General features: G+C 62.4%; 19 protein-coding genes and 1 tRNA gene. 6 read left to right on the forward strand and 14 right to left on the reverse strand.

Going from position 1 to position 20,392, the window contains the following annotated elements; all coding sequences use genetic code 11:
- Positions 1–20: 20 nt before the first annotated feature.
- Both FZZ93_RS17000 and FZZ93_RS17005 read right to left on the reverse strand, forming a co-directional pair.
- On the reverse strand, positions 21–794 hold the full coding sequence (locus tag FZZ93_RS17000) for a transporter substrate-binding domain-containing protein (RefSeq protein WP_149323488.1): 774 nt from the start codon (positions 792–794) through the stop codon (positions 21–23).
- A 2-nt stretch (positions 795–796) separates the two neighbouring features.
- Positions 797–1,606 (reverse strand): amino acid ABC transporter ATP-binding protein, encoded by an 810-nt coding sequence (locus FZZ93_RS17005; RefSeq protein WP_149323489.1) that lies wholly within the window; start codon positions 1,604–1,606, stop codon positions 797–799.
- A gap of 99 nt (positions 1,607–1,705) precedes the next feature.
- On the opposite strand from FZZ93_RS17005, the gene FZZ93_RS17010 reads away from it, so the two are divergent.
- The 4 genes from FZZ93_RS17010 (at position 1,706) to FZZ93_RS17025 (ending at position 4,041) form a co-directional block, all read left to right on the forward strand.
- Positions 1,706–2,581: a dimethylarginine dimethylaminohydrolase family protein gene (locus FZZ93_RS17010; protein WP_149323490.1), complete on the forward strand. Its 876-nt coding sequence runs from the start codon at positions 1,706–1,708 to the stop codon at positions 2,579–2,581.
- Positions 2,582–2,584: 3 nt separating this feature from the next.
- On the forward strand, positions 2,585–3,211 hold the full coding sequence (locus FZZ93_RS17015) for a TetR/AcrR family transcriptional regulator (protein WP_149323491.1): 627 nt from the start codon (positions 2,585–2,587) through the stop codon (positions 3,209–3,211).
- Between the two features lie 212 nt (positions 3,212–3,423).
- Positions 3,424–3,705, forward strand: coding sequence for a hypothetical protein (locus FZZ93_RS17020; RefSeq protein ID WP_149323492.1), 282 nt, complete (start codon positions 3,424–3,426; stop codon positions 3,703–3,705).
- 105 nt (positions 3,706–3,810) lie between these two features.
- Positions 3,811–4,041, forward strand: coding sequence for a hypothetical protein (locus FZZ93_RS17025; RefSeq protein ID WP_149323493.1), 231 nt, complete (start codon positions 3,811–3,813; stop codon positions 4,039–4,041).
- 79 nt (positions 4,042–4,120) lie between these two features.
- On the opposite strand, the gene cysS is transcribed toward FZZ93_RS17025, so the two are convergent.
- Together cysS and FZZ93_RS17035 are read right to left on the reverse strand one after the other, a co-directional pair.
- A complete protein-coding gene (cysS, locus tag FZZ93_RS17030; RefSeq protein ID WP_149323494.1) occupies positions 4,121–5,524 on the reverse strand; it encodes a cysteine--tRNA ligase in 1,404 nt (467 codons plus the stop codon).
- A gap of 1 nt (position 5,525) precedes the next feature.
- On the reverse strand, positions 5,526–7,202 hold the full coding sequence (locus tag FZZ93_RS17035) for a glutamine--tRNA ligase/YqeY domain fusion protein (RefSeq protein WP_149323495.1): 1,677 nt from the start codon (positions 7,200–7,202) through the stop codon (positions 5,526–5,528).
- A gap of 143 nt (positions 7,203–7,345) precedes the next feature.
- Here FZZ93_RS17035 and FZZ93_RS17040 point away from each other — a divergent pair, with 143 nt between their 5' ends.
- Together FZZ93_RS17040 and FZZ93_RS17045 are read left to right on the forward strand one after the other, a co-directional pair.
- The gene (locus FZZ93_RS17040; RefSeq protein ID WP_149323496.1) at positions 7,346–7,849 is read left to right on the forward strand and encodes a peptidylprolyl isomerase; all 504 of its coding nucleotides are present in this window, start codon (positions 7,346–7,348) and stop codon (positions 7,847–7,849) included.
- 71 nt (positions 7,850–7,920) lie between these two features.
- Complete coding sequence (locus FZZ93_RS17045) at positions 7,921–8,685, forward strand: UDP-2,3-diacylglucosamine diphosphatase (protein WP_149323497.1); 765 nt, start codon at positions 7,921–7,923, stop codon at positions 8,683–8,685.
- A 3-nt stretch (positions 8,686–8,688) separates the two neighbouring features.
- Here FZZ93_RS17045 and FZZ93_RS17050 read toward each other — a convergent pair whose 3' ends face one another.
- From FZZ93_RS17050 to FZZ93_RS17095, 10 genes are all read right to left on the reverse strand, one after another.
- Positions 8,689–9,753 (reverse strand): methylenetetrahydrofolate reductase, encoded by a 1,065-nt coding sequence (locus tag FZZ93_RS17050; RefSeq protein WP_149323498.1) that lies wholly within the window; start codon positions 9,751–9,753, stop codon positions 8,689–8,691.
- Positions 9,740–10,210: a methylenetetrahydrofolate reductase C-terminal domain-containing protein gene (locus FZZ93_RS17055; protein WP_149323499.1), complete on the reverse strand. Its 471-nt coding sequence runs from the start codon at positions 10,208–10,210 to the stop codon at positions 9,740–9,742. The genes FZZ93_RS17050 and FZZ93_RS17055 overlap by 14 nt, the downstream gene beginning before the upstream one ends.
- 108 nt (positions 10,211–10,318) lie before the next feature.
- A complete protein-coding gene (locus FZZ93_RS17060; RefSeq protein ID WP_149323500.1) occupies positions 10,319–11,353 on the reverse strand; it encodes a CobW family GTP-binding protein in 1,035 nt (344 codons plus the stop codon).
- Positions 11,354–11,597: 244 nt separating this feature from the next.
- Positions 11,598–13,412, reverse strand: coding sequence for a SurA N-terminal domain-containing protein (locus tag FZZ93_RS17065; protein WP_149323501.1), 1,815 nt, complete (start codon positions 13,410–13,412; stop codon positions 11,598–11,600).
- Positions 13,413–13,607: 195 nt separating this feature from the next.
- Positions 13,608–13,880 carry an HU family DNA-binding protein gene (locus FZZ93_RS17070; protein ID WP_149323502.1) on the reverse strand — a complete coding sequence of 91 codons (273 nt, stop codon included), beginning with the start codon at positions 13,878–13,880 and terminating at the stop codon, positions 13,608–13,610.
- 177 nt (positions 13,881–14,057) lie between these two features.
- Positions 14,058–16,466, reverse strand: coding sequence for an endopeptidase La (lon, locus tag FZZ93_RS17075; protein WP_149323503.1), 2,409 nt, complete (start codon positions 16,464–16,466; stop codon positions 14,058–14,060).
- Positions 16,467–16,634: 168 nt separating this feature from the next.
- Positions 16,635–17,912, reverse strand: coding sequence for an ATP-dependent Clp protease ATP-binding subunit ClpX (gene clpX, locus FZZ93_RS17080; RefSeq protein WP_149323504.1), 1,278 nt, complete (start codon positions 17,910–17,912; stop codon positions 16,635–16,637).
- A gap of 76 nt (positions 17,913–17,988) precedes the next feature.
- Positions 17,989–18,609 (reverse strand): ATP-dependent Clp endopeptidase proteolytic subunit ClpP, encoded by a 621-nt coding sequence (clpP, locus tag FZZ93_RS17085; protein ID WP_149323505.1) that lies wholly within the window; start codon positions 18,607–18,609, stop codon positions 17,989–17,991.
- 84 nt (positions 18,610–18,693) lie between these two features.
- The gene (gene tig, locus FZZ93_RS17090; RefSeq protein WP_149323506.1) at positions 18,694–20,046 is read right to left on the reverse strand and encodes a trigger factor; all 1,353 of its coding nucleotides are present in this window, start codon (positions 20,044–20,046) and stop codon (positions 18,694–18,696) included.
- A 269-nt stretch (positions 20,047–20,315) separates the two neighbouring features.
- Positions 20,316–20,390, reverse strand: a tRNA-His gene (locus FZZ93_RS17095).
- Between the last annotated feature and the right edge of the window lie 2 nt (positions 20,391–20,392).

Raw genomic sequence — 20,392 nt, forward strand, 5'->3', positions numbered from 1 at the left:
CTCTGCCATCGCCCTTCACCTCAGGTGTCAGGCTCACCGTAGATATCGAAGTCGAAATACCGGGCGGTAATCTCGTCATAGGTGCCGTTGGCTCGAACCTCGGCGATCCCCTCGTTGAGCCGCTCACGCAAGGCATCGTCGTCCTGGCGAACGCCGAAGCCGATGCCGTCGCCCAGGGTCTGGGGATCGTGAGCCACATCACCCGTCATCTCACAGCACAACTGGCCTTCTTTGCTCTCCAGGAACTGCTCGATGATCAGCCGATCGGCCAGGGTGGTGTCCAGGCGGCCAGCGAACAGATCCTGGTTGGCCTCGTCCTGGGTCTGATACTCACGCAGGGTTGCCTCGGGGAAATGCGCCTGGGCATAGGCCTGGTGGATGGAAGCGGACTGCACGCCGAGTGTCTTGCCGGCGAGCCCCTCTGACGTTGGCTCCAGTTCGACGCCCTTGGCACCGGCCAGCGCCGCGGGTGTCTGGTAGTACTTGTCCGAAAAGGCGATGGTTTCGCGACGCTTGTCGGTGATGCTCAACGAGGCGGCGATGAAGTCGATCTTGTCGCCGGTCAGCGCGGGAATCAGGCCATCCCAGGAGGTCGTGACGAGCTCGCACTCCAGTGCGGCGGCTTCACAGACCGCTCGAGTGATGTCCACTTCCCAGCCATGCAGTTCACCACTCGCATCCGTCGTGGCAAAGGGCGGATAAGGTTCGGTCGCAAAGCCAACACGGGTCACCTCGGCCTGTGCCAGCGGTACCAGGCAAAAGGGAGTCAGGGTAGCCATCAGCAGTCGTTTCATTGTCATTCTCCTTGGGATGGGCTGACCGAGCCCAGAAAGCGTTGCAGTCGCTGGGCTGTCGGGGCGCCGAACACCTGTTCGGGCGCCCCCTGTTCGGCGATCTCCCCCTGATCGAGGAAGACGACCCGGTCCGCCACGTCGGCGGCGAACGCCATTTCATGGGTCACGATGATCATGGTGCGCCCCTCCTTGGCAAGGTCGCGCATCACCGACAGCACCTCCCCTACCAGCTCGGGGTCCAGCGCCGACGTGGGCTCATCGAACAGCAGCGCTTCGGGCCCCATCGCCAGCGCCCGGGCAATTGCGCCACGCTGCTGCTGACCGCCGGAAAGCGTCGTCGGATAGGCTTTCCGAAGGTGGTAGAGGCCGACGCGCTCCAACAGCGCCCCGGCCTCGTCGCGCGCCTCGGCTCGCGAGCGCTTCAGTACCTGGATCGGCGCCTCCATGATGTTGGCTTCCAGGGTCATGTGTGGCCACAGATTGAACCCCTGAAAGACCATGCCCAGGCGTGCTCTCAGGCGACGCAACTGTCGTCGATCGGCGGTCTCGCGCCGAGCCCCCTGACCGCGGAAGGGAATCGCCTCCCCCAACAGGCGCAACGAACCGGAGGTGGGTGTCTCGAGCAGGTTGAGACAACGCAGCAAGGTGGACTTGCCCGAGCCGCTGCTGCCGATCAGCGCGACGACGTCTTCCCGCCCGGCGGAGAGATCGATGCCCTTGAGCACCCGCGCGTCGCCATAAGCCTTGTGCAGATTCTCGACCTCGATGACGGCGTCGCCACGAGAGGCGGTGGTGGTCGATGCATTGCTCACGTCGGGGCTCCGAATTGTGCCTGTTGTTATGCGCTTGCATAAACTATGCATCTGTATAAGATGCGAGTCAACGACCCCAACCAGCCATGGAGCCAGCCCATGTCCCGCTATGGATGCCAGTCAATGGCCGCCCCCATGACCCGCGTACTGATGCGCCGCCCCGGGGCGAGCCTGAGGCAAGCCGACCCCGCCGAATGGCATTACAACGACCATTTCGATGCCGAAAAGGCCATCGCCCAGTACGATGCCTTCGCCGAACTGGTGCAGGCCTCCGGGGCCGAGATCGTATGGATCGAGGACAATGGCGACGGCCTCTCGGATGCCATGTTCACCCGCGACGCCTCGCTGATCACGCGTGCTGGCGCCTTGCTGTTCAAGATGGGCAAGCCACTGCGTGCCGCGGAACCCGAACTGCACGGGCGGCATTACGAGGCGGCGGGCATCCCGGTGCTCGGACGCCTGACCGGCGACGCCTGCATCGAGGGCGGAGACACCTTATGGCTCGACGACAGTACCCTGATCGTGGGCATGGGCTTCCGCTCCAACCGCGAGGGCGTGCGCCAGTTGAATGCGCTGCTCGGCCCGCATGGCATCGAGGTACTGGGCTTCGACCTGCCGGTATGGGACGGTGAAGCCGCCTGCCTGCACCTGATGTCGGTCATCTCGCCGCTCACCGATGACCTCTACCTGGTTCACCCAAAACTGATTCCGGCTGCCCTGTGGACCCTGATGAAGGCCCGTGGTATCACCCTGGTGGCGGCCCCCGAAGCCGAATTCCATGACTCTCTGGGCCTTAACCTGAACGTCATGCCGCTCTCGCCCGGCGACTGCCTGATGATCGACGGTTTCCCCGGCACCCGGGCGGTGATGGAGCGACACGGCATTCGCGTGCGAACCTTCGCCGGCGATGCCCTGTGCATGGCCTGCGAGGGTGGCCCCACTTGCCTGACCAACCCGATCCTGCGCGAGGCCTGACCCATGGCGACCCGGCGTGCTGGCAACGACCGCGAGAGCGTCCTGATCGACGCCACCCTCACCTGCATCGCGCGGGAGGGCATCTCCGCGGCCACGGTACGCAATATTGCCGACTATGCCGGCGTCACCAATGGCCTGATCCGCTTCTACTTCAAGAGCAAGGACGGCATTCTCCAGGCCGCCTACCGGCGCTTCCTGGAACGCCTCTTCGAGGCGGCCCACGGCACCATCGACGGCGACGACATGACGGCTTGCGAGCGTCTCGAACGCTACCTGCTGGCCAATCTCTCGCCACCCATCGTCACTCCAGACAGCCTGCTGCTGTGGGCCAACTTCCTGCCCCTCACCCATCATGACAACGCCATGGCCGACATCCGCCGGCACTGGTATGCCCGCACGACGCTCGCCTTCCGCGACCTCATTCATGAGGCACTGAAAGAACACGGCCACGCACCGAACGATACCGAATTGCGGCGCTTATCCGTCGCCGTCAACGGTCTCATTGATGGCCTGTGGATCGAGGGCGCCCTTTCCACCGAGCCCCCCGACATCCACGAGCTCCAGGCCATCGGCCTGGATGCGGCCTCGCGGCTACTGGATGTCCCGCTTGCCCACTCGACGGAAAGGTAATTGCCCTGAAAGGTAACTGCCATCGCGACATGCCAGTAACCGACAGTTTGGACAAAGTTTAAGAACAGTGTTTGCAAACAGCGTTTTTATACTACGCTGGAAGTCGAGGGCCGAGAACTCGGGCGGCGCAACATCGGATGAATGCCCGCTTTCCGCCTTGATGACCGGCGACCGAGAGTCGCTGACCGCCAAGCCGTTCGGAGGGATGCAATATGACCCCGGTATTGCTGTTGACCCATACCCCCTTTGAGAAACACTCGCTCCCCAAGGCGCGTCCGATGCGTCGTACCGCACGCATCGAGTTGCTCTCACGGATACGCCCCCGGGCCCATGACAGGATGAAAGCTGACAAGGTGAAGGTCGGCTGCCTCTCCCACGCCCCACACGAAGACCTGGGGCCAGTGGATCTGGCCAACGCCAAGCGCAGGGTCGATTTCTACTCGCGCTGGCACGGGCTGGAAGAGCCCCTCCTGCAGATCTGGAAGGCCCCCTGAGAGGGGGCACAAATGACGGCGCTCGCCCATACGGCGTTGGAGTTCGGCTCGAAGTGCTCACCTGATGCGGAGCACCTGATTCAGAGCCGAAGGAGAGACATCCTCATGAACACCGGAACACCGTTCGCCTCTCGCTGGCAGCATGTTCACGCCGACTGGTGGCAGGACAATCGAGGCAACGACATCCATCGCATCGAAGTCGATGGCGATGCCCTCTACCACTGTCACCTCGCCGGCTCGCCACTGCCATGGAGTGCCGTGGCCAAGAGCCTCGACGAGGCCATGTCCGTCGTCGACGAGGGGCAAATGACCGAGGGGCAAATGATCGAGGGGTGAATGACAGTGAAGAATGACTCGGAAGGGTACGGCGGAGGATCATGTCCCCCGCCGCTTCAGTCGATCGGGCGCCAGCCGCTCAGACGCCGGGCGCCTCGAACACCCAACTGGTGCCTTCTCGGCTATCCTTGAGCACGATGCCGAGCGCGGCCAGCTCGTCACGGATGGCATCGGCGCGAGCGAAATCACGCGCCTGCTTGGCCTCGGCGCGTTCGGCGATGCGAGCCTCGATCTCGGCCTCGGACAGCGGCAGCTCGCCGACTCCCCCCTTGAGGAAGACAGCCGGTTCCTGCTGCAGCAGACCCAGCACGCTCCCCAGTCGCTTGAGCTCGGCAGCCAGTGCCGGGGCCTGCTCCGGCGCTTCCTTGCGCGCCCGGTTGAGTTCTCGGGCCAGGTCGAAGAGCACCGAGATCGCTCCGGCGGTATTGAAGTCGTCGTCCATAGCCTCGATGAAGCGCCGGTCGAAGCTTGGATCCACATCACCCGGCGTTTCCACGCCCTCCAATGCCACCCCATCGAGGGCATTGTAGAAGCGCTCCAGTGACTTTCGAGCGTCGGCCAGCGAGTCCGGGGCGTAATTGATCGGACTGCGATAGTGGCTGGCCACCAGCAGGTAGCGCACCACTTCGGGGTCGTGATGCTCGAGCACCTCACGGATGGTGAAGAAGTTGCCCAGCGACTTGGACATCTTCTCGTGCTGTACCCGCACCGCGCCGGCGTGCATCCAGGTATTCACGTACGGCTTGCCGGTGGCCGCCTCACTCTGGGCGATCTCGTTTTCATGGTGCGGGAAGGTCAGGTCGGGACCGCCGCCATGAATGTCGAAGGTCTCGCCCAGGCAGCAGGTCGACATCGCCGAGCACTCGATGTGCCAGCCCGGCCGCCCCGGCCCCCAGGGCGAAGGCCAGCTGGCCTCGCCGGGCTTGGCGGCCTTCCACAGCACGAAGTCGAGGGGGTCCTCCTTGAGCTCTTCCACATCGACCCGGGCCCCGGCGCGCATGTCGTCGGGATCGCGGTTGTTGAGCTTGCCGTAGCCGGCGAACTTGCGCACCCGATAATAGACGTCGCCATTGCTCGCCGCGTAGGCGTAGCCCTTGTCGATGAGCGTCTGGATCATGGCGACGATCTCGGCGACGTGCCGGGTGGCACGGGGTTCGGCATCGGGCCGCAGCACGCCGAGTCGCCCTTCGTCCTCGTGCATGGCATCGATCATGCGGCCAGTGAGGGCTTCGATGGACTCACCGTTCTCCTCGGCCCGCTTGAGGATCTTGTCATCGATGTCAGTAATGTTGCGCACGTAGGTGACGTCATAGCCCCGCGCCCGCAGATACCGGGTAATGACATCGAAAGCTACCATCACCCGGGCATGGCCCAGGTGGCAGTAGTCATAGACGGTCATGCCGCAGACGTACATGCGAACCCGGCCAGGCTCGATCGGCGTGAAGGTTTCCTTGCGCCGCGTCAGGGTGTTGTAGATCTGCATATCAGCCCTTCTTCTTGATCTTCGCCCAAGTGTCCTTGAGTCCCACGGTGCGGTTGAACACCAGGTGGTCGGGGCGGCTGGCGTAGCGGTCGGCGCAGAAATACCCCACGCGCTCGAACTGGTAGCGACTCTCTGGCCCGGCATCGGCCAGGCTCGGTTCGCCGAAGCCTTGCACGGTGACCAGCGACTCGGGATTCAGATGCTCGAGGAAGTCGGCATCCCGATCCTTGTCCGGCTGCTCGACCTGGAACAGGTTGTCGTAGAGCCGAACCTCCAGCGGCACACCGTGCGTGGCGCTGACCCAGTGCAGCACGCCCTTGACCTTGCGGTCCTCGGGATTCTTGCCGAGCGTGTCGAAGTCCACCGAGCAGCGCAGCTCCGTCACCTCGCCCTCGTCGTCCTTGATGACCTCGTCGCAACGAATCACGTAGCTGTTGCGCAGGCGAACCTCCTTGCCCGGCGCCAGACGGAAGAACTTCTTGGGCGGATCTTCCATGAAGTCGTCGCGATCGATGTAGACCTCGCGGGTGAAGGGCACACGACGCACCGGCATGTCGTCCCGAGCAGGATGACCGGCCACCTCGTACACTTCCTCGTGATCCTCGGGCACATTGGTCAACACCACCTTCAGCGGCTTGAGCACGCACATGGCACGCGGCGCATTGTCCTCGAGATCCGAACGGATCGCATGGTAGAGCATGGCGATATCCACCAGCCCACCGTCGGCACGTGTCACGCCGATCATCTCGCAGAACTTGCGAATCGAGGCCGGCGTGTAGCCGCGGCGACGCATGCCCGAAATGGTCGGCAGGCGCGGATCGTCCCAGCCATCGACATAGCCCTGCTCGACCAGCAGCTTGAGCTTGCGCTTGGAGGTCAGGGTGTAATTGAGATTGAGACGGGCGAACTCGATCTGCCTCGGCCGGGATGGCACCGGCAGGTTTTCGAGGAACCAGTCGTACAGCGGTCGATGATCCTCGAATTCCAGCGAGCAGAGGGAATGCGTCACCCCCTCCAGGGCATCCGACTGGCCGTGGGTGAAGTCGTAGGACGGATAGATCTTCCACTTGTCGCCGGTCTGATGATGGCTGGCGTGCCGGATGCGATAGAGGATCGGATCGCGCAGGTTGATATTGGGCGAGGCCATATCGATCTTGGCTCGCAACACCTTCTCGCCCTCGGCGAACTCGCCGACGCGCATGCGCTCGAGCAAATCGAGGTTCTCCTCGACGCCGCGCTCCCGATACGGGCTGGGCCGGCCAGGCTCGGTGAGCGTGCCACGATATTCGCGGATCTCGTCGGGCGAAAGGTCGTCGACATAGGCCTTGCCGTCACGCACCAGGTGCTGGGCCCAGGCGTACAGCTGATCGAAGTAGTCAGATGCGAAACGCACCTCGCCGGCCCACTCGAAGCCCAGCCAGTTCACGTCCTCCTTGATGGCATCGATGTAGGCCTGCTCTTCCTTCTCCGGGTTGGTGTCGTCGAAGCGCAGGTTACAGTCGCCACCGAACTGCTCGGCGAGCCCGAAGTTCAGACAGATCGACTTGGCGTGGCCGATATGCAGAAAACCGTTGGGATGCGGCGGGAACCGGGTGACGATCTTGTCGTGCCGGCCGGCCTCGAGTTCCTCATGGATCTGGTTGCGAATGAAGTTCGGCGCGCTGGTGGTCTCGGTCATGTTGATAGTGCAACCTCTGGTTGAACGCGGGCCTGTCGGGCGTCACCGGACCTGCCGGCTTCGCGCATCGACGCAAAACCGCTATTATAGCGCCACGCCCATGCACGGCGCCAAGGCGTCTGCCCAGAAGACAGGAAATCGTCATGATCACGCTGCAAACCAACTTCGGCGATATCGTCATCGCCCTGAATCACGACAAGGCCCCGAAGACGGCGGCCAACTTCGAACGCTACGTGCGCGAGGGCTTCTACGACAACACCCTTTTTCACCGGGTGATCGACGGTTTCATGGTCCAGGGCGGCGGTTTCGACCTGGACTTCAACCAGAAGCCGACCCATGAGCCGATCGACAACGAGGCCGATAATGGCCTGGAAAATCGTGTCGGTACCCTGGCCATGGCGCGCACCCAGGATCCACATTCGGCCACCGCCCAGTTCTTTATCAACATCGCCGACAACGACTTCCTCAACCACCGTGGCAAGAACCTGCAAGGCTGGGGCTATTGCGTCTTCGGCGAAGTGGTCGAAGGCATGGATGTGGTCGAGCGCATCAAGTCGGTCAAGACCACTCGCCGCGGTATGCATGCCGATGTGCCCGCCGAGGATGTCATCATCCAGAGCGCGCGCCTGCAGGAAACCGCTGACTGAGCCACCGCTCCGGTTGTCCCGCGCCCGCTCTAGCGGGCGTGGTGTCTTCGCACCCGTCCACGGAACACGACATGGCCACCCTGCTGATTTCCGATCTGCACCTGCATCCCGGCGCCCCGGCGGTCACCGAAGGCTTTCTGCGCTGGCTCGACGAGCGCGCCCGCGGTGCCGATGCCCTCTACATCCTGGGCGACTTCTTCGAAGCCTGGATCGGCGATGATCTGCTGGATCTCGGCGACGCCGACCCGACCGGCACGGCCGCCCTGGCTGGCCGCGTGGCCTCGGCACTCAGGTCACTCGCCGATGCCGGTACCCGCCTCTACCTGATGCATGGCAACCGCGATTTCCTGCTCGGCGAACGTTTCGCCCGGGAAGCCGGCGCTACCCTGTTGCCCGACCCGAGCCTGGTGACCCTGGGCGACGAGCGGGTACTGCTGATGCATGGCGACAGCCTGTGCACCCGCGACGAGGCCTACATGGCCTTCCGTGCCCAGTCACGCAACCCAAAATGGCAGGAACAGATTCTCGCCATGCCGATTCCCGAGCGCCTCGAACTGGCCCGCCAGCTACGCGAGCGTTCCGGCGAGGCCAACTCCAACAAGGCCGAAGACATCATGGACGTGACGCCGGACGAAGTCGTGAAAGCCATGCACGAGCATGGCGTGGCCACGATGATCCATGGCCACACCCACCGCCCCGACGTGCACGACCTCGAAGTCGACGGACAGGCCGCCCGCCGCTTCGTGCTGGGCGACTGGCAACCGGGCATCGGCTGGGAAATCGAAGCCGCGACGGGGCACGACCTGGAATTGCGGCGTCTCGACCTTTCGAGCTGACGCTCAACTCGATGCCGTGGCCGGCAGATCACCGGCTGCCTCCGGCGCTTCCGGATTGAGTTCAGCGGGATTGTCGCGACCGGGGTACCAGGGCACCCGCCCTTCGAGTACTCCGGTTTCCTCGATGATCCGCGCCACCGTGGCCTCCTGCCGGTAGGCCATGATATGAGCACCGCTGACGCCTTCGATCTCGCGCACCTCCTGGAGGATGTCCCGACACAGGCGCGCGCCCTCCTCGCGTTGATCCTGCGCGCCTTCAAGGCGCTCGATCACCCTATCGGGGATATGGATCCCGGGAACATTATCGCGTATCCAGCGCGCACTGCGTGCCGAACGCAGGGGACCCATGCCAACCAGCACATGGATGCGATCGGGCCCTTCCAGCAGGCCAAAGTCGGCGATTTCGGCCATGAAATCCCGCAGGACGGCGGTATCGAAGCAGTACTGGGTCTGGATGAAGCGCGCGCCGGCCGCCACTTTCTTGGCCAAACGCTGAGCCCGCCAGGCTCGGGGTGGCACGAAGGGATTCGCCGCCGCGCCCAGAAACATCCGGGGCGGCGAATCGATCGGGCGACCGCTCTCGAAGCAGGACTCGTCGCGCATCCGGCGCGCTATCCCGAGCAACGACAACGAATCGAGATCGAAGACCGGCCGGGCATGCGGATGATCCCCCGCCTGGACGCCATCCCCGGTCAGGCACAGCAGGTTGCAGGCACCCATGGCCGCCGCCCCGAGAATCTCGCCCTGCATGGCGATCCGGTTACGATCCCGACAGGACATCTGCAGGATTGTCGCGTAACCGACTCGCGTCAGCAGTGAACAGACGCCGACGCTCGACATGTGGCAGTTGGCCCCGGAGCCGTCGGTGGCATTGATGGCATCGACATAGCCATCGAAGATCGCGGCACGCCGCAGAACCTCCGCCGGGTCCGCGGAATCCGGCGGATCGATCTCGGTGGTCACAGCGAAGCGTCCGGCCCGCAGGACCCGCTCGAGCCGACCGGGCGACACATGCCCCGGCAGCACGGGAAGCGAATAGCCGGGAACCGGCTCATCATCGAACTTCATTGGCGCCTCCTGCGTCATGTTCGCCACGCGCCACCCGCAGCCAGGAGGAAGTACCTTCCAACGAAGCGTCCACCGGCAACTGCACGGCATGGATGCGATCGCCATGCCTCATGCGCTGACTGCCCTCCCAGGCATCCAGCCACACGCAGCGCATCTCCGGTTTCACCTCGCAGCCGCCATCCTCGCGCACCCCGCCGCAGGGGCCGTTACGCAGCCGCTTGGGGCAATTCATCGGGCACGACATGCCGGTCGAACTGAGCACGCAGTGGCCGCACATCTGGCAGTCGAACAGCAATCCCTTGATGGCCCGCTCGAGCCCAGCCACCGGCGCCTCGAGACGCGCATAGCCAACCCGCTCCAGCAGTGGCGCCGAGCGCTGAAGCACAACCTCGAGCCCCGCATAGAGAAGCTCGAAGGCGCGGGCGTGACGCACCGCCCAACGTCGCACTCGATACATGGTGACATCCTGCTAATTCGCGGAATTTTCCCACCGAGACGCCTCTTGCTTCATAGCGTAAGAAGATCAGGCCGGAGCACATCCATCACAACGACAACGGCGTGTGCGTCACCGTCGCACCTCGAGACAGGCGGCCAGGGACGCTTCCAGGCTCTTGGCATCGGGCATGACGTCCGGCTCGCCGAGCAATTCCAGGCGCGAGTCATGCCGCCAGACACTCGGCCGAACCTCGATGCTTGCTCCTCTTCCCGCCACCCGGTTGTAGAACAACCACCCCCGGTCAGTATGCAACACGCCCTTGACCCTTAATGCCGCCGGCAGGGATTCCAGCCGCGCCTCCAGGGCGTGACGGTCGAAACGGTCCCGGGAGTGCCAACGCCAGCCCAGACTGGCATGTCCCAGGGCCTCGCCCCACTCGAGCACCGGCTTCCCCGGCCTCGGTTCGGTCGAGGCGTCCTGGTACGTCGTCTCGGCGTGGTGTCCGGCGTGGTGATGGGAAACCGGCATCGCGCGCGTCTCGCCGACGCCGGGCTCGGCCGAGAGCAGCACTTCGCTGGGCAATCGACCATATGGCGCATCACACACCCAGCGACGCGACGGCCAGAATCCCTCGAGCCAGTGTCGCGCCGCCGCTACCTGGCCAGTGGTGGCGAGATCGGTCATGGTCAACGCCACCGCATCAGCCATGTGCAACTGATCGAGAAAGGTTCCATGGGTCATGGCACGCGCATCGTCCAGCCGGCGCGGATCCAGCACGGCCACCACGCCACGGATATCGAGTACGTCGGCGAACCCCTCTCCCCTCAACAGGTCCAGCAGGCCCGCAGGATGCCCCAGCCCCGAAGGCTCGATGATCAGCCGATCCGGACGATGACGGCGCAGCAACCTGACAAGCGACGTGCGTAGCACAACGGCTTGCTGACAGCAGAGACAGCCACCGGGCAACGACTCGACGACCAGATCGTCGCGCGCCTCGAACATCGTCTGGTCGATACCGACACGACCGAATTCATTGATGACCACGGCCCAGCGTTCCCCTGCCGGCTTATGGACCAGCAGATGATGGATCAGCGAACTCTTCCCGGCACCGAGAAAGCCGGTGATCACATGGACAGGCACCGATGACAGTGTCGCTTGACTCACCACGAAACTCCTTTCCACCCTCTCGCCATCCTCCTTCCCGCCATTCTCCTTCCACCATTCTGCTCTGCATGATGGCATCTATGCATGACGACATCCGGATAGCGGCATGAAGGAATGAGAACGCAGAAGCAAGATAACGGTATAAATGTTCAGCACAAGAACGGGGCAGCAAAAAGCGCCCATGAAAAAGGGGCCGAAGCCCCTTTTTTCACGATCGATTCGGTTTCACGATCGATTCGGTCGATCAGAATCGTTCGATTTCCGCCTGTTCGCGCAGGTACCCAAGCAGGCCGTTGACGGCCGCCTGGGAGCGAAGCTGCTGTGCCATGCGTGCCACGAAGGCTTCACTCTGCTCGTCGACCTGGCCTTCGGTGACCTCGTCCAGGGCGATCAGCACCACTCGCTGCCCATCGACCGCACGGCCGAAGACGGTTTCGTCTTCCTCGGGATGCGGCAAGCGGAAGGCTGCATCCACCACCGGTTGGGCATCACCCTGGCGGTTCAGGCCTTCGGTACGCTGCCAGTCGATCGTCGGCGACTCGCCGGAGCGCAGCGCCTCGATCAGCCTGTCCGCCTCGTCTTTCAGCGCTTCGCGCGTCATGCGCTCCTGAACGGCCTCGGCCACCTGCGGACGCACTTCCTCGAGCGGCAAGGTCGTGGCTTCCCGATGGTCGAGTACGCGCAGAACCATGCGACGGTCCTCGTCGAGCTCGATGACTTCGCTGTTGAAGCCCTCCTCGAGCACGTCCGGAGTGAAGGCCCGGCGCATCACGCCCGGCTCGGCGAGAACACCAGAGACGTTTTCGCGGCTGACCCAGTCGGAGGTCTCCCGCTCGAGCCCCAGGTCCTGCGCCACGCTCTGCAGATCCTCGGCGGCGAAACTTTCATCGATCAACCGCTGGGCACGATCGTCGAAGTCGGACGACACCTGCTCCCGAGCAACCTGGCGTGCCAGCCGGTCGCGTGATTCCTCGAAGGATGGCCGATCCAGCTCGGTCACTTTGATCAGGTGCAGGCCATTATCGGTTTCGACGATGTCCGATACTTGCCCCTCTCCCAGGGAGAATGCCGCCTCGTCGAAGGCATCACCGAAGAATCCACGACTGATGACGCCGAGATCGCCCCCTTCGCCACTGGTCGATGTATCATCGGAGTACTCGGCGGCCAGGTCGTCGAATGAATCTCCATCGGCGAGACGTTGATTCACTTGCTCGAGTCGCGCCTCAGCCTCTTCCCGGGTCCGCTGATCACCGAACTGGACCATGATGTGCGACACACGACGATCGGCATCGGCGGCTTCGGCATTCCAGGCGTCGCGCAAGGCTTGCTCGCTGACATCCGCTTGCTCGGCCATCTGTTCGCGATCCAGCACGACATAGGCCAGCTTGACCTGTTCCGGACGTTGATAGTCGTCGACATGCGCCTCGTAATACGCCTGAAGCTCTTCGTCGCTGGCTTCGGGGAGACTCTCGAGGTCGTCGACGGTCAAGACATGATGCCGGAAGCTACGGGTCTGGCGCTGCAAGGCAGCCAGGCGTCGCTCTTCGCTCTCCAGAGTGAATTCGCTGACCGCCAGGCCTTGTTGCAGCTGCCGGCGCTTCATGTCCGCACGCAACTGGTCGCGGAACGCCAACGGCGTGAAACCGGCGCTGGAAAGACGATTGCGGAACAGCTCCTGGGAGAACTTGCCGTCCTGGCTCTGGAACTCGGGCAGGTTGACGATCAATTGGTCGATCTGGCTCTCCGAGAGGTGCAGGCCGCCTTGCTCGGCATACTGGGTCAGCAGTTGCTCGGAGATCAGGCTGTCGAGCATCTGGCTGCGCAGTTCGCGCTCCTGCTCGGGAGGCACCTGGCCGCTGCGAATGGCACGTTGAACCTCGAGTTCCAGTTGCTGGCGCGGGATTGGCTCGCCATTGACCTTGGCAGCAGCATCCCCGTCATTGCCCCCCAGCAATCCGACCAGCGACTCCGCACCGAATAGTGCCATGGCCACCACCACGGCACCGATGATGATCTTGGCGCCCCAACTCGCGGAGCGGTCACGAATACTTTGCAGCATGCAGGCCTCTGCTGAATGAAGTGTGTCGGAACGCGCCTCATTATACGCATCCTCGAGGACCTGGCGACCCTCGACATGCAAGGTAGCCACCGCCCTTACGGCCCGAACCGGAGGTCAGAAACAAGACAGGCGCACCGCGAAGCGATGCGCCTGCATGAGACCTGACGTCAACGGTGGTCGGCGATACGCGCTACCTTAGTTGACGGAATCCTTGAGCGCCTTGCCGGCTTTGAAGCTCGGCACCTTGGCGGCGCTGATCTGGATCGGCTCACCCGTCTGCGGGTTACGACCAGTGCGTGCCGCACGCTCCTTGACGGTGAAAGTACCGAAACCCACCAGGGATACGCTATCGCCTTTCTTCAGGCTATCGGCCACGGCATCCACCATGGCATCCAGTGCGCGCGAGGCAGCAGCTTTGGGAATATCGGCAGACACGGCAATGGCTTCGATCAGCTCGGACTTATTCACACTTCACCCCTTGACTGTTTCGTAAATTGGCTCTAATCGGCGAGACTTACGGCTGAATGACGCGATCACAGCATAGCGTTAATTTATAGCAATGCGATGAAAGGCGTGTCAAGCGACCATCCCTGATAATCCCCATCATGCCGGGGTTTTCGCCTCGGCATGATGGCGAAAAAAACGTCAGTGCGTACTGATCATCGAGTGAGAAGAGGCCGTTTCCTCCGCTCGTGCCTCTTCGTTGTCTGGACTCACTTTTTCGGCTAATGCGACGTCGAGAACCTCATCAATCCAACGAACGGGTCGGATATCCAGAGCATCCTTGATGTTATCAGGAACCTCTTTCAAGTCGCGGCGGTTCTCCTCCGGGATAAGCACCGTCTTTATACCACCCCGTCTGGCCGCCAGCAATTTCTCCTTGAGACCGCCAATTGGCAAGACTTCACCGCGCAGATTGACCTCGCCTGTCATCGCGACATCACAACGCACAGGTCGCCCAGTGTAGGCCGAAATCATGGCGGTTACCATGGCGACCCCCGCACTCGGTCCGTCCTTGGGCGTAGCACCCTCGGGGACGTGGATGTGCAAATCTTCCTTCTCGAAGCGCTCTGGGTCGACACCGAGCGATATCGCCCGGGCTCGCACCACCGTCTGGGCGGCACTGACCGATTCCTTCATCACATCGCCCAGCGACCCGGTCTTGTCGAGCCGCCCCTTGCCCGGCGTGACCACCGACTCGATGTTGAGCAACTCACCGCCCACCGAGGTCCAGGCCAGGCCCGTCACTCGGCCGACCTGGTCTTCCTGGTCGGCCAGACCATAACTATAGCGACGCACGCCAGCATAGGCTTCGATATCCGCCGCCGACAAATGATCGGGGGCCTGGGCACCTTCCTTGCCCTCCTGTTCGAGACGCTGACGCAGCACCTTGCGGCAGACCTTGGCGATCTGGCGCTCGAGCTCGCGCACACCGGCTTCCCGACTATAGTAGCGGATCAGCTCCAGCAGGGCCTCGTCGGAAAACGCCAGCTCACCTTCCTTGAAACCATTGGCCTTGAGCTGCTTGGGCACCAGGTAGCGCCGCGCGATAGCCTGCTTCTCGTCCTCGGTATAGCCCGGAAGGCGGATGACCTCCATCCGGTCGAGCAAGGGACCGGGGATATTCATCGAATTGGCGGTGCAGATGAACAGCGTCTCCGAGAGATCGTAATCCAACTCGAGGTAATGATCGCTGAACTTGTCGTTCTGTTCGGGATCGAGCACCTCGAGCAGCGCCGAGGCCGGGTCACCGCGATGATCCATGCCGATCTTGTCGACTTCGTCGAGCAAGAACAGCGGGTTCTTGACCCCCGCCTTGCTCATGCGCTGCACCATCTTGCCCGGCAGCGAGCCAATATAGGTCCGGCGGTGACCGCGAATCTCGGACTCGTCACGCACGCCGCCAAGCGCAAGCCGCACGTACTTGCGGTTGGTCGCGCGGGCGATCGACTGCCCCAGTGAGGTCTTGCCCACCCCGGGCGGGCCAACCAGGCACAGCACGGGCCCCTTGAGCTTCTTGACCCGCTTCTGCACGGCCAGGTACTCGAGAATACGTTCCTTGACCTCTTCCAGGCCATGGTGATCCTCATCCAAAACTTTCTGGGCGTGCTGGATATCGTGGCGTACCCGGGTCCGCTTCTTCCAGGGCACCGAGGTCAGCCAGTCAAGGTAGGAGCGCACCACCGAAGCCTCGGCAGAAGACGGCGACATCATGCGCAACTTGCCAAGCTCCTGCCGGGCCTTCTCCGCTGCCTCCTTGGGCATGCCGGATTCTTCGATGGCCTGCTCGTACTTGTCGGCCTCGTTGGGCACGTTCTCGAGCTCGCCCATCTCCTTCTGGATGGCCTTCATCTGCTCGTTGAGATAGTACTCGCGCTGGGACTTCTCCATCTGGTCCTTGACCCGCGAGCGGATGCGCTTCTCGACCTGGAGCAGATCGATCTCGGATTCGATCAGCGCCATCAGGTGCTCGACCCGGTCGCGCACCCGATCCATCTCCAGCAATTGCTGCTTGTCGTCGATCTTCAGCGACAAATGAGCACAGATGGTATCGACCAACCGGCTCGGATCCTCGATGCCGGACAATGAGTTCAGTACCTCGTTGGGCACCTTCTTGGACATCTTGACGTACTGCTCGAACTGGTTCAGCAGCACGCGAACGAGGGAATCCTGCTCGCGCTCGGTCAGGGGCTCGCTCTCGCGCAGCACCACCTCGGCACGGCTGTAGCCCTCGTCGACGGCCTGAATGTCACGGATGTCGGCCCGGGATTCCCCCTCGATCAACACCTTGACGGTGCCATCGGGCAGCTTGAGCAGCTGCATGATCTCGGCCACGGTGCCGATGGAAAAGAGGTCCTCGTTGTCCGGATCGTCCTTGCTGGCCTCGCGCTGCGCCACAAGCAGCACACGCTTGTCGGCTTCCATCGCCGTTTCCAGCGCCTGGATGGATTTTTCCCGGCCAACGAACAGCGGAATGACCATCTGCGGGTAGACAACCACATCCCGCAGCGGCAAAAGGGGCAGACTCAAGGTCTGTTCGGCGTTCTGCTGCATCGCAGACGTTCCTCAAACGATTCGGGTGAATACCAAGGGAATGGGGACGATCCCCCGGCATTGCAAGGCCGGGGCGACAGCGCGGCACAGAAAAGGGCCGCCAGGCGGCCCTTGTCGTGACGACTTCCTGTCCGGGTCCCGGTACGGGATCGGCTCTACCGCGGCAGACTAGCCGCTGGTTCCGTCGACCCGCGATTCATCCTGCTGGGAATAGATCAGCAGCGGCTCGCTCTCGTTGGCGATTACCGAAGCATCGATCACCACCTTGGAAACGCCCTCGATGGAAGGAATCTCGTACATGGTGTCGAGCAGTACCGACTCGAGAATCGAACGCAGCCCACGAGCGCCGGTTTTGCGCGCCATGGCCTTGGCCGCCACCGCCCGCAAGGCATCCTCGCGGAAGTCGAGCTCCACGTTCTCCATGTCGAACAAGCGAGCATACTGCTTGATCAAGGAGTTCTTCGGCTCGGTGAGGATCTGGATCAGGGCATCCTCGGTGAGCTCGGTCAGGGTCGCGATCACCGGCAGTCGACCGACGAACTCGGGAATCAGGCCAAACTTGACCAGGTCCTCCGGCTCGACATCGAGCAGCAGATCACCAACACCCTTGGTCTCGTCCTTGGTCTTGACCTCGGCATTGAAGCCGATGCCACCCTTTTCGGCACGATCACGAATAACCTTGTCGAGACCGGCGAAAGCACCACCGACGATGAAGAGCATATTGGTAGTGTCGACCTGCAGGAACTCCTGCTGGGGATGCTTGCGGCCTCCCTGAGGCGGCACCTGAGCCGTCGTGCCCTCGATCAGCTTGAGCAGCGCCTGCTGGACCCCTTCCCCCGAAACATCACGGGTAATGGAGGGGTTGTCAGACTTGCGCGAGATCTTGTCGATCTCATCGATATAGACGATGCCCCGCTGGGCCTTGTCCACATCGTAATCGCACTTCTGCAGCAGCTTCTGGATGATGTTCTCGACATCCTCGCCTACGTAACCGGCCTCGGTCAGCGTGGTCGCATCGGCGATGGTGAAGGGAACATTGAGAAGTCGCGCCAGGGTCTCGGCCAGCAAGGTCTTGCCGCTACCGGTCGGGCCGATCAGCAAGATATTCGACTTGCCGAGTTCGACCTCATCCTTGGCGCCATAACGCAGACGCTTGTAATGATTGTAGACCGCCACCGACAGCACCATCTTGGCGCGGTCCTGGCCGATCACGTAGTCATCGAGAGTGTGACGGATATCACGCGGGGCGGGCAGACGCTCCTCATCGCTCTCGGCATCGGCATCGAGAACTTCCTCGCGAATGATGTCATTGCACAGGTCGACACACTCATCGCAGATATACACGGACGGACCGGCAATCAGCTTGCGTACTTCATTCTGGTTCTTGCCACAGAACGAGCAGTACAGCAGCTTGCCGTCTTCGTCCTTGCCTTTGCCGTCGGCCATTCGCGTACCTCTCTCACAGCGGCGGCCTCGAGGCCGCCGGGAATCACGTAATCAGAGCGTGGTGATTATCACGCTATCAGGATGTCGGCCGCTTATCCAGCACGGCATCGATCAGGCCATATTCCGCCGCCTGCGCGCCGTTCATGAAGTTATCACGGTCGGTATCCTTGGCAATCGTTTCGAACTTCTGTCCGGTGTGATGTGCCAGGATCTCGTTGAGGCGTTCGCGGATACCGAGAATCTCGCGTGTATGGATTTCGATATCGGACGCCTGCCCCTGATAGCCCCCGAGGGGCTGGTGGATCATCATCCGCGAATTGGGCAGGCAGTAACGCTTGCCATGGGCGCCGCCGGCCAGCAGCAACGCTCCCATGCTGGCAGCCTGACCAATGCACACCGTGGAGACATCGGGCTTGATGAACTGCATGGTGTCGTAGATCGACATCCCCGCCGTGACGGAGCCACCCGGTGAATTGATGTACAGATGGACGTCCTTGTCGGGGTTCTCGGACTCCAGGAACAGCAACTGCGCCACCAGAAGGTTGGCCGTGTAGTCTTCGACCGGGCCAACCAGGAAGATCACACGCTCCTTGAGCAGGCGGGAATAGATGTCGTAGGACCGCTCGCCCCGGGCGCTTTGCTCGACCACCATCGGCACCAGGCCGCCGGCGGATTGGATATCGAACTCGTTACTCATCTGGGTGATGTCCTTGCATCCGATGTATGAAAGCGGCGGCTGACGCTCCGCTCAACCGAGGCCGAGCGGAGCTGTCGGGAAGGATCAGGCCTGATTCTCGTCAGCCTCTTCGGCTTCCTCGTCACCACCACCTTGTTGCTGGGCCGCGGCGAGCGCCTCCTGGTAGCTCATTTCCACGTCCTTGACGCTGGCCTGCTCGAGCAGCACATCGACGGCCTTCTCTTCCAGAATGGCGGATTTGACCTGATTCTTCATCTCGTCGTTGCTCATGTAGTACTCGACGACCTGCTCCGGCTCCTGGTACTGCTGAGACAGCTCTTCGACCTTGGCCTTGATGTCGTCATCGCTGGCATCGAGCTCGTTCACCTTGATGACTTCGGCCAGCAACAGTCCGATCTGGACCCGGCTCTTGGCCTGCTCGGCAAACAGCTCGTCGGGCAGCTGGCTGACATCGAAGTCCTCGCCGAGACCGAACTGCTGGGCCGCCTGGCGCTTCAGGCCATCGGTTTCCTGCTGGATCAGCGCCTGGGGCACCGGGATATCGTTGGCCTTCTTCAGCGCCTCGAGCACCTGCTGCTTGACGCGGTTGTCGACGGCCTGCTCGGCCTCACGACTCATGTTCTTCGAGATTTCCTCGCGGAACTTGTCCAGATCGCCGTCCTCGACGCCGAACTGCTTGACGAACTCGGCATCCACCTCGGCCAGCGTCTGCGCCTTGACCCCATGGACCTTGACCTTGAAGGTCGCTTCCTGGCCAGCCAGTTGCTCGGCCTGGTAGTCCTCGGGGAAGGTGACCTTGAGCTCCTTGTCGTCACCAGCCTTGGCGCCAATCAGCTGCTCTTCGAAGCCGGGGATGAAGCTGCCGGAACCGATCACCAGTTCGTGACCCTCGGCACTGCCGCCTTCGAAGGGCTCGTCGCCCAGGTAGCCCTGGAAATCGATGGTCAGCTGGTCGCCATCCTCGGCGGCACGCTCGACCTCTTCCCAGCTGGCGTTCTGCTTGCGCAGGGTCTCGATCATCTCGGCGACGTCTTCGTCGCGCACCTCGACGACCGGGCGCTCGACCTCGGTGCCCTCGATGCTTGACAGCTCGACTTCCGGATAGACCTCGAGGATCGCCGTGAACTCCAGGTCCTTGCCCGTCTCGTTGACGTCGGCCTCGATCTGCGGATAACCGGCCGGATTGAGATTCTCGTCAGTGATCGCGCGGACGTAACGCTCACGCATCACCTCGCCGACCACCTCGTTACGCACTTCGCTGCCGTAACGCTGACGGATCACCGACATCGGGATCCGACCCTTGCGGAAGCCATCCATGCGCACGGTCTTGGCGGCGTCCTTGAGACGGGCAGCGACGGCCTCATCGATTTCGGCGGCCGGCACTTGCACCTTGACGCGGCGTTCAATCTGGGAGGTCGTATCGACGGAAACTTGCATGAATTGTCCTCTACACCGACGGGGGCGTTGGTTCTGTGGATAGCGTTGAAACGTTCAAAGGAGGGAATTCTATGAATCCCGCTACGCACTGGCAAGCGCCATGCCCTGACAAATGGGGGCTAACCAGCATACTTCAAGGGGAATCCGGGTAAAGAATTGTCATCGGAACCACGAAAAAGCCTGCCCGATCAGGCAACAACCGTCACCATACCGAGCCTGCCGGAAAAAATCGTGAAATATATCGGAAACACATCTAAAGAGGGAGGCAATGGGGTGGATGATGGGGATCGAACCCACGACCACCGGAGCCACAATCCGGGGCTCTACCACTGAGCTACATCCACCA

It is taken from the genome of Halomonas eurihalina, from assembly GCF_008274785.1.
Taxonomy (GTDB): Bacteria; Pseudomonadota; Gammaproteobacteria; order Pseudomonadales; family Halomonadaceae; genus Halomonas; species Halomonas eurihalina.

What these genes read in the sequence shown, in the direction of transcription:
- lon (WP_149323503.1), bottom strand. Translation starts at nt 16,466, where the DNA reads ATGCAGCAGAACGCCGAACAGACCTTGAGTCTGCCCCTTTTGCCGCTG.
- FZZ93_RS17045 (WP_149323497.1), top strand. Translation starts at nt 7,921, where the DNA reads ATGGCCACCCTGCTGATTTCCGATCTGCACCTGCATCCCGGCGCCCCG.
- clpX (WP_149323504.1), bottom strand. Translation starts at nt 17,912, where the DNA reads ATGGCCGACGGCAAAGGCAAGGACGAAGACGGCAAGCTGCTGTACTGC.
- FZZ93_RS17035 (WP_149323495.1), bottom strand. Translation starts at nt 7,202, where the DNA reads ATGACCGAGACCACCAGCGCGCCGAACTTCATTCGCAACCAGATCCAT.
- FZZ93_RS17000 (WP_149323488.1), bottom strand. Translation starts at nt 794, where the DNA reads ATGAAACGACTGCTGATGGCTACCCTGACTCCCTTTTGCCTGGTACCG.
- FZZ93_RS17065 (WP_149323501.1), bottom strand. Translation starts at nt 13,412, where the DNA reads ATGCTGCAAAGTATTCGTGACCGCTCCGCGAGTTGGGGCGCCAAGATC.
- FZZ93_RS17015 (WP_149323491.1), top strand. Translation starts at nt 2,585, where the DNA reads ATGGCGACCCGGCGTGCTGGCAACGACCGCGAGAGCGTCCTGATCGAC.
- tig (WP_149323506.1), bottom strand. Translation starts at nt 20,046, where the DNA reads ATGCAAGTTTCCGTCGATACGACCTCCCAGATTGAACGCCGCGTCAAG.
- FZZ93_RS17025 (WP_149323493.1), top strand. Translation starts at nt 3,811, where the DNA reads ATGAACACCGGAACACCGTTCGCCTCTCGCTGGCAGCATGTTCACGCC.
- cysS (WP_149323494.1), bottom strand. Translation starts at nt 5,524, where the DNA reads ATGCAGATCTACAACACCCTGACGCGGCGCAAGGAAACCTTCACGCCG.
- clpP (WP_149323505.1), bottom strand. Translation starts at nt 18,609, where the DNA reads ATGAGTAACGAGTTCGATATCCAATCCGCCGGCGGCCTGGTGCCGATG.
- FZZ93_RS17055 (WP_149323499.1), bottom strand. Translation starts at nt 10,210, where the DNA reads ATGTATCGAGTGCGACGTTGGGCGGTGCGTCACGCCCGCGCCTTCGAG.
- FZZ93_RS17010 (WP_149323490.1), top strand. Translation starts at nt 1,706, where the DNA reads ATGTCCCGCTATGGATGCCAGTCAATGGCCGCCCCCATGACCCGCGTA.
- FZZ93_RS17020 (WP_149323492.1), top strand. Translation starts at nt 3,424, where the DNA reads ATGACCCCGGTATTGCTGTTGACCCATACCCCCTTTGAGAAACACTCG.
- FZZ93_RS17050 (WP_149323498.1), bottom strand. Translation starts at nt 9,753, where the DNA reads ATGAAGTTCGATGATGAGCCGGTTCCCGGCTATTCGCTTCCCGTGCTG.
- FZZ93_RS17040 (WP_149323496.1), top strand. Translation starts at nt 7,346, where the DNA reads ATGATCACGCTGCAAACCAACTTCGGCGATATCGTCATCGCCCTGAAT.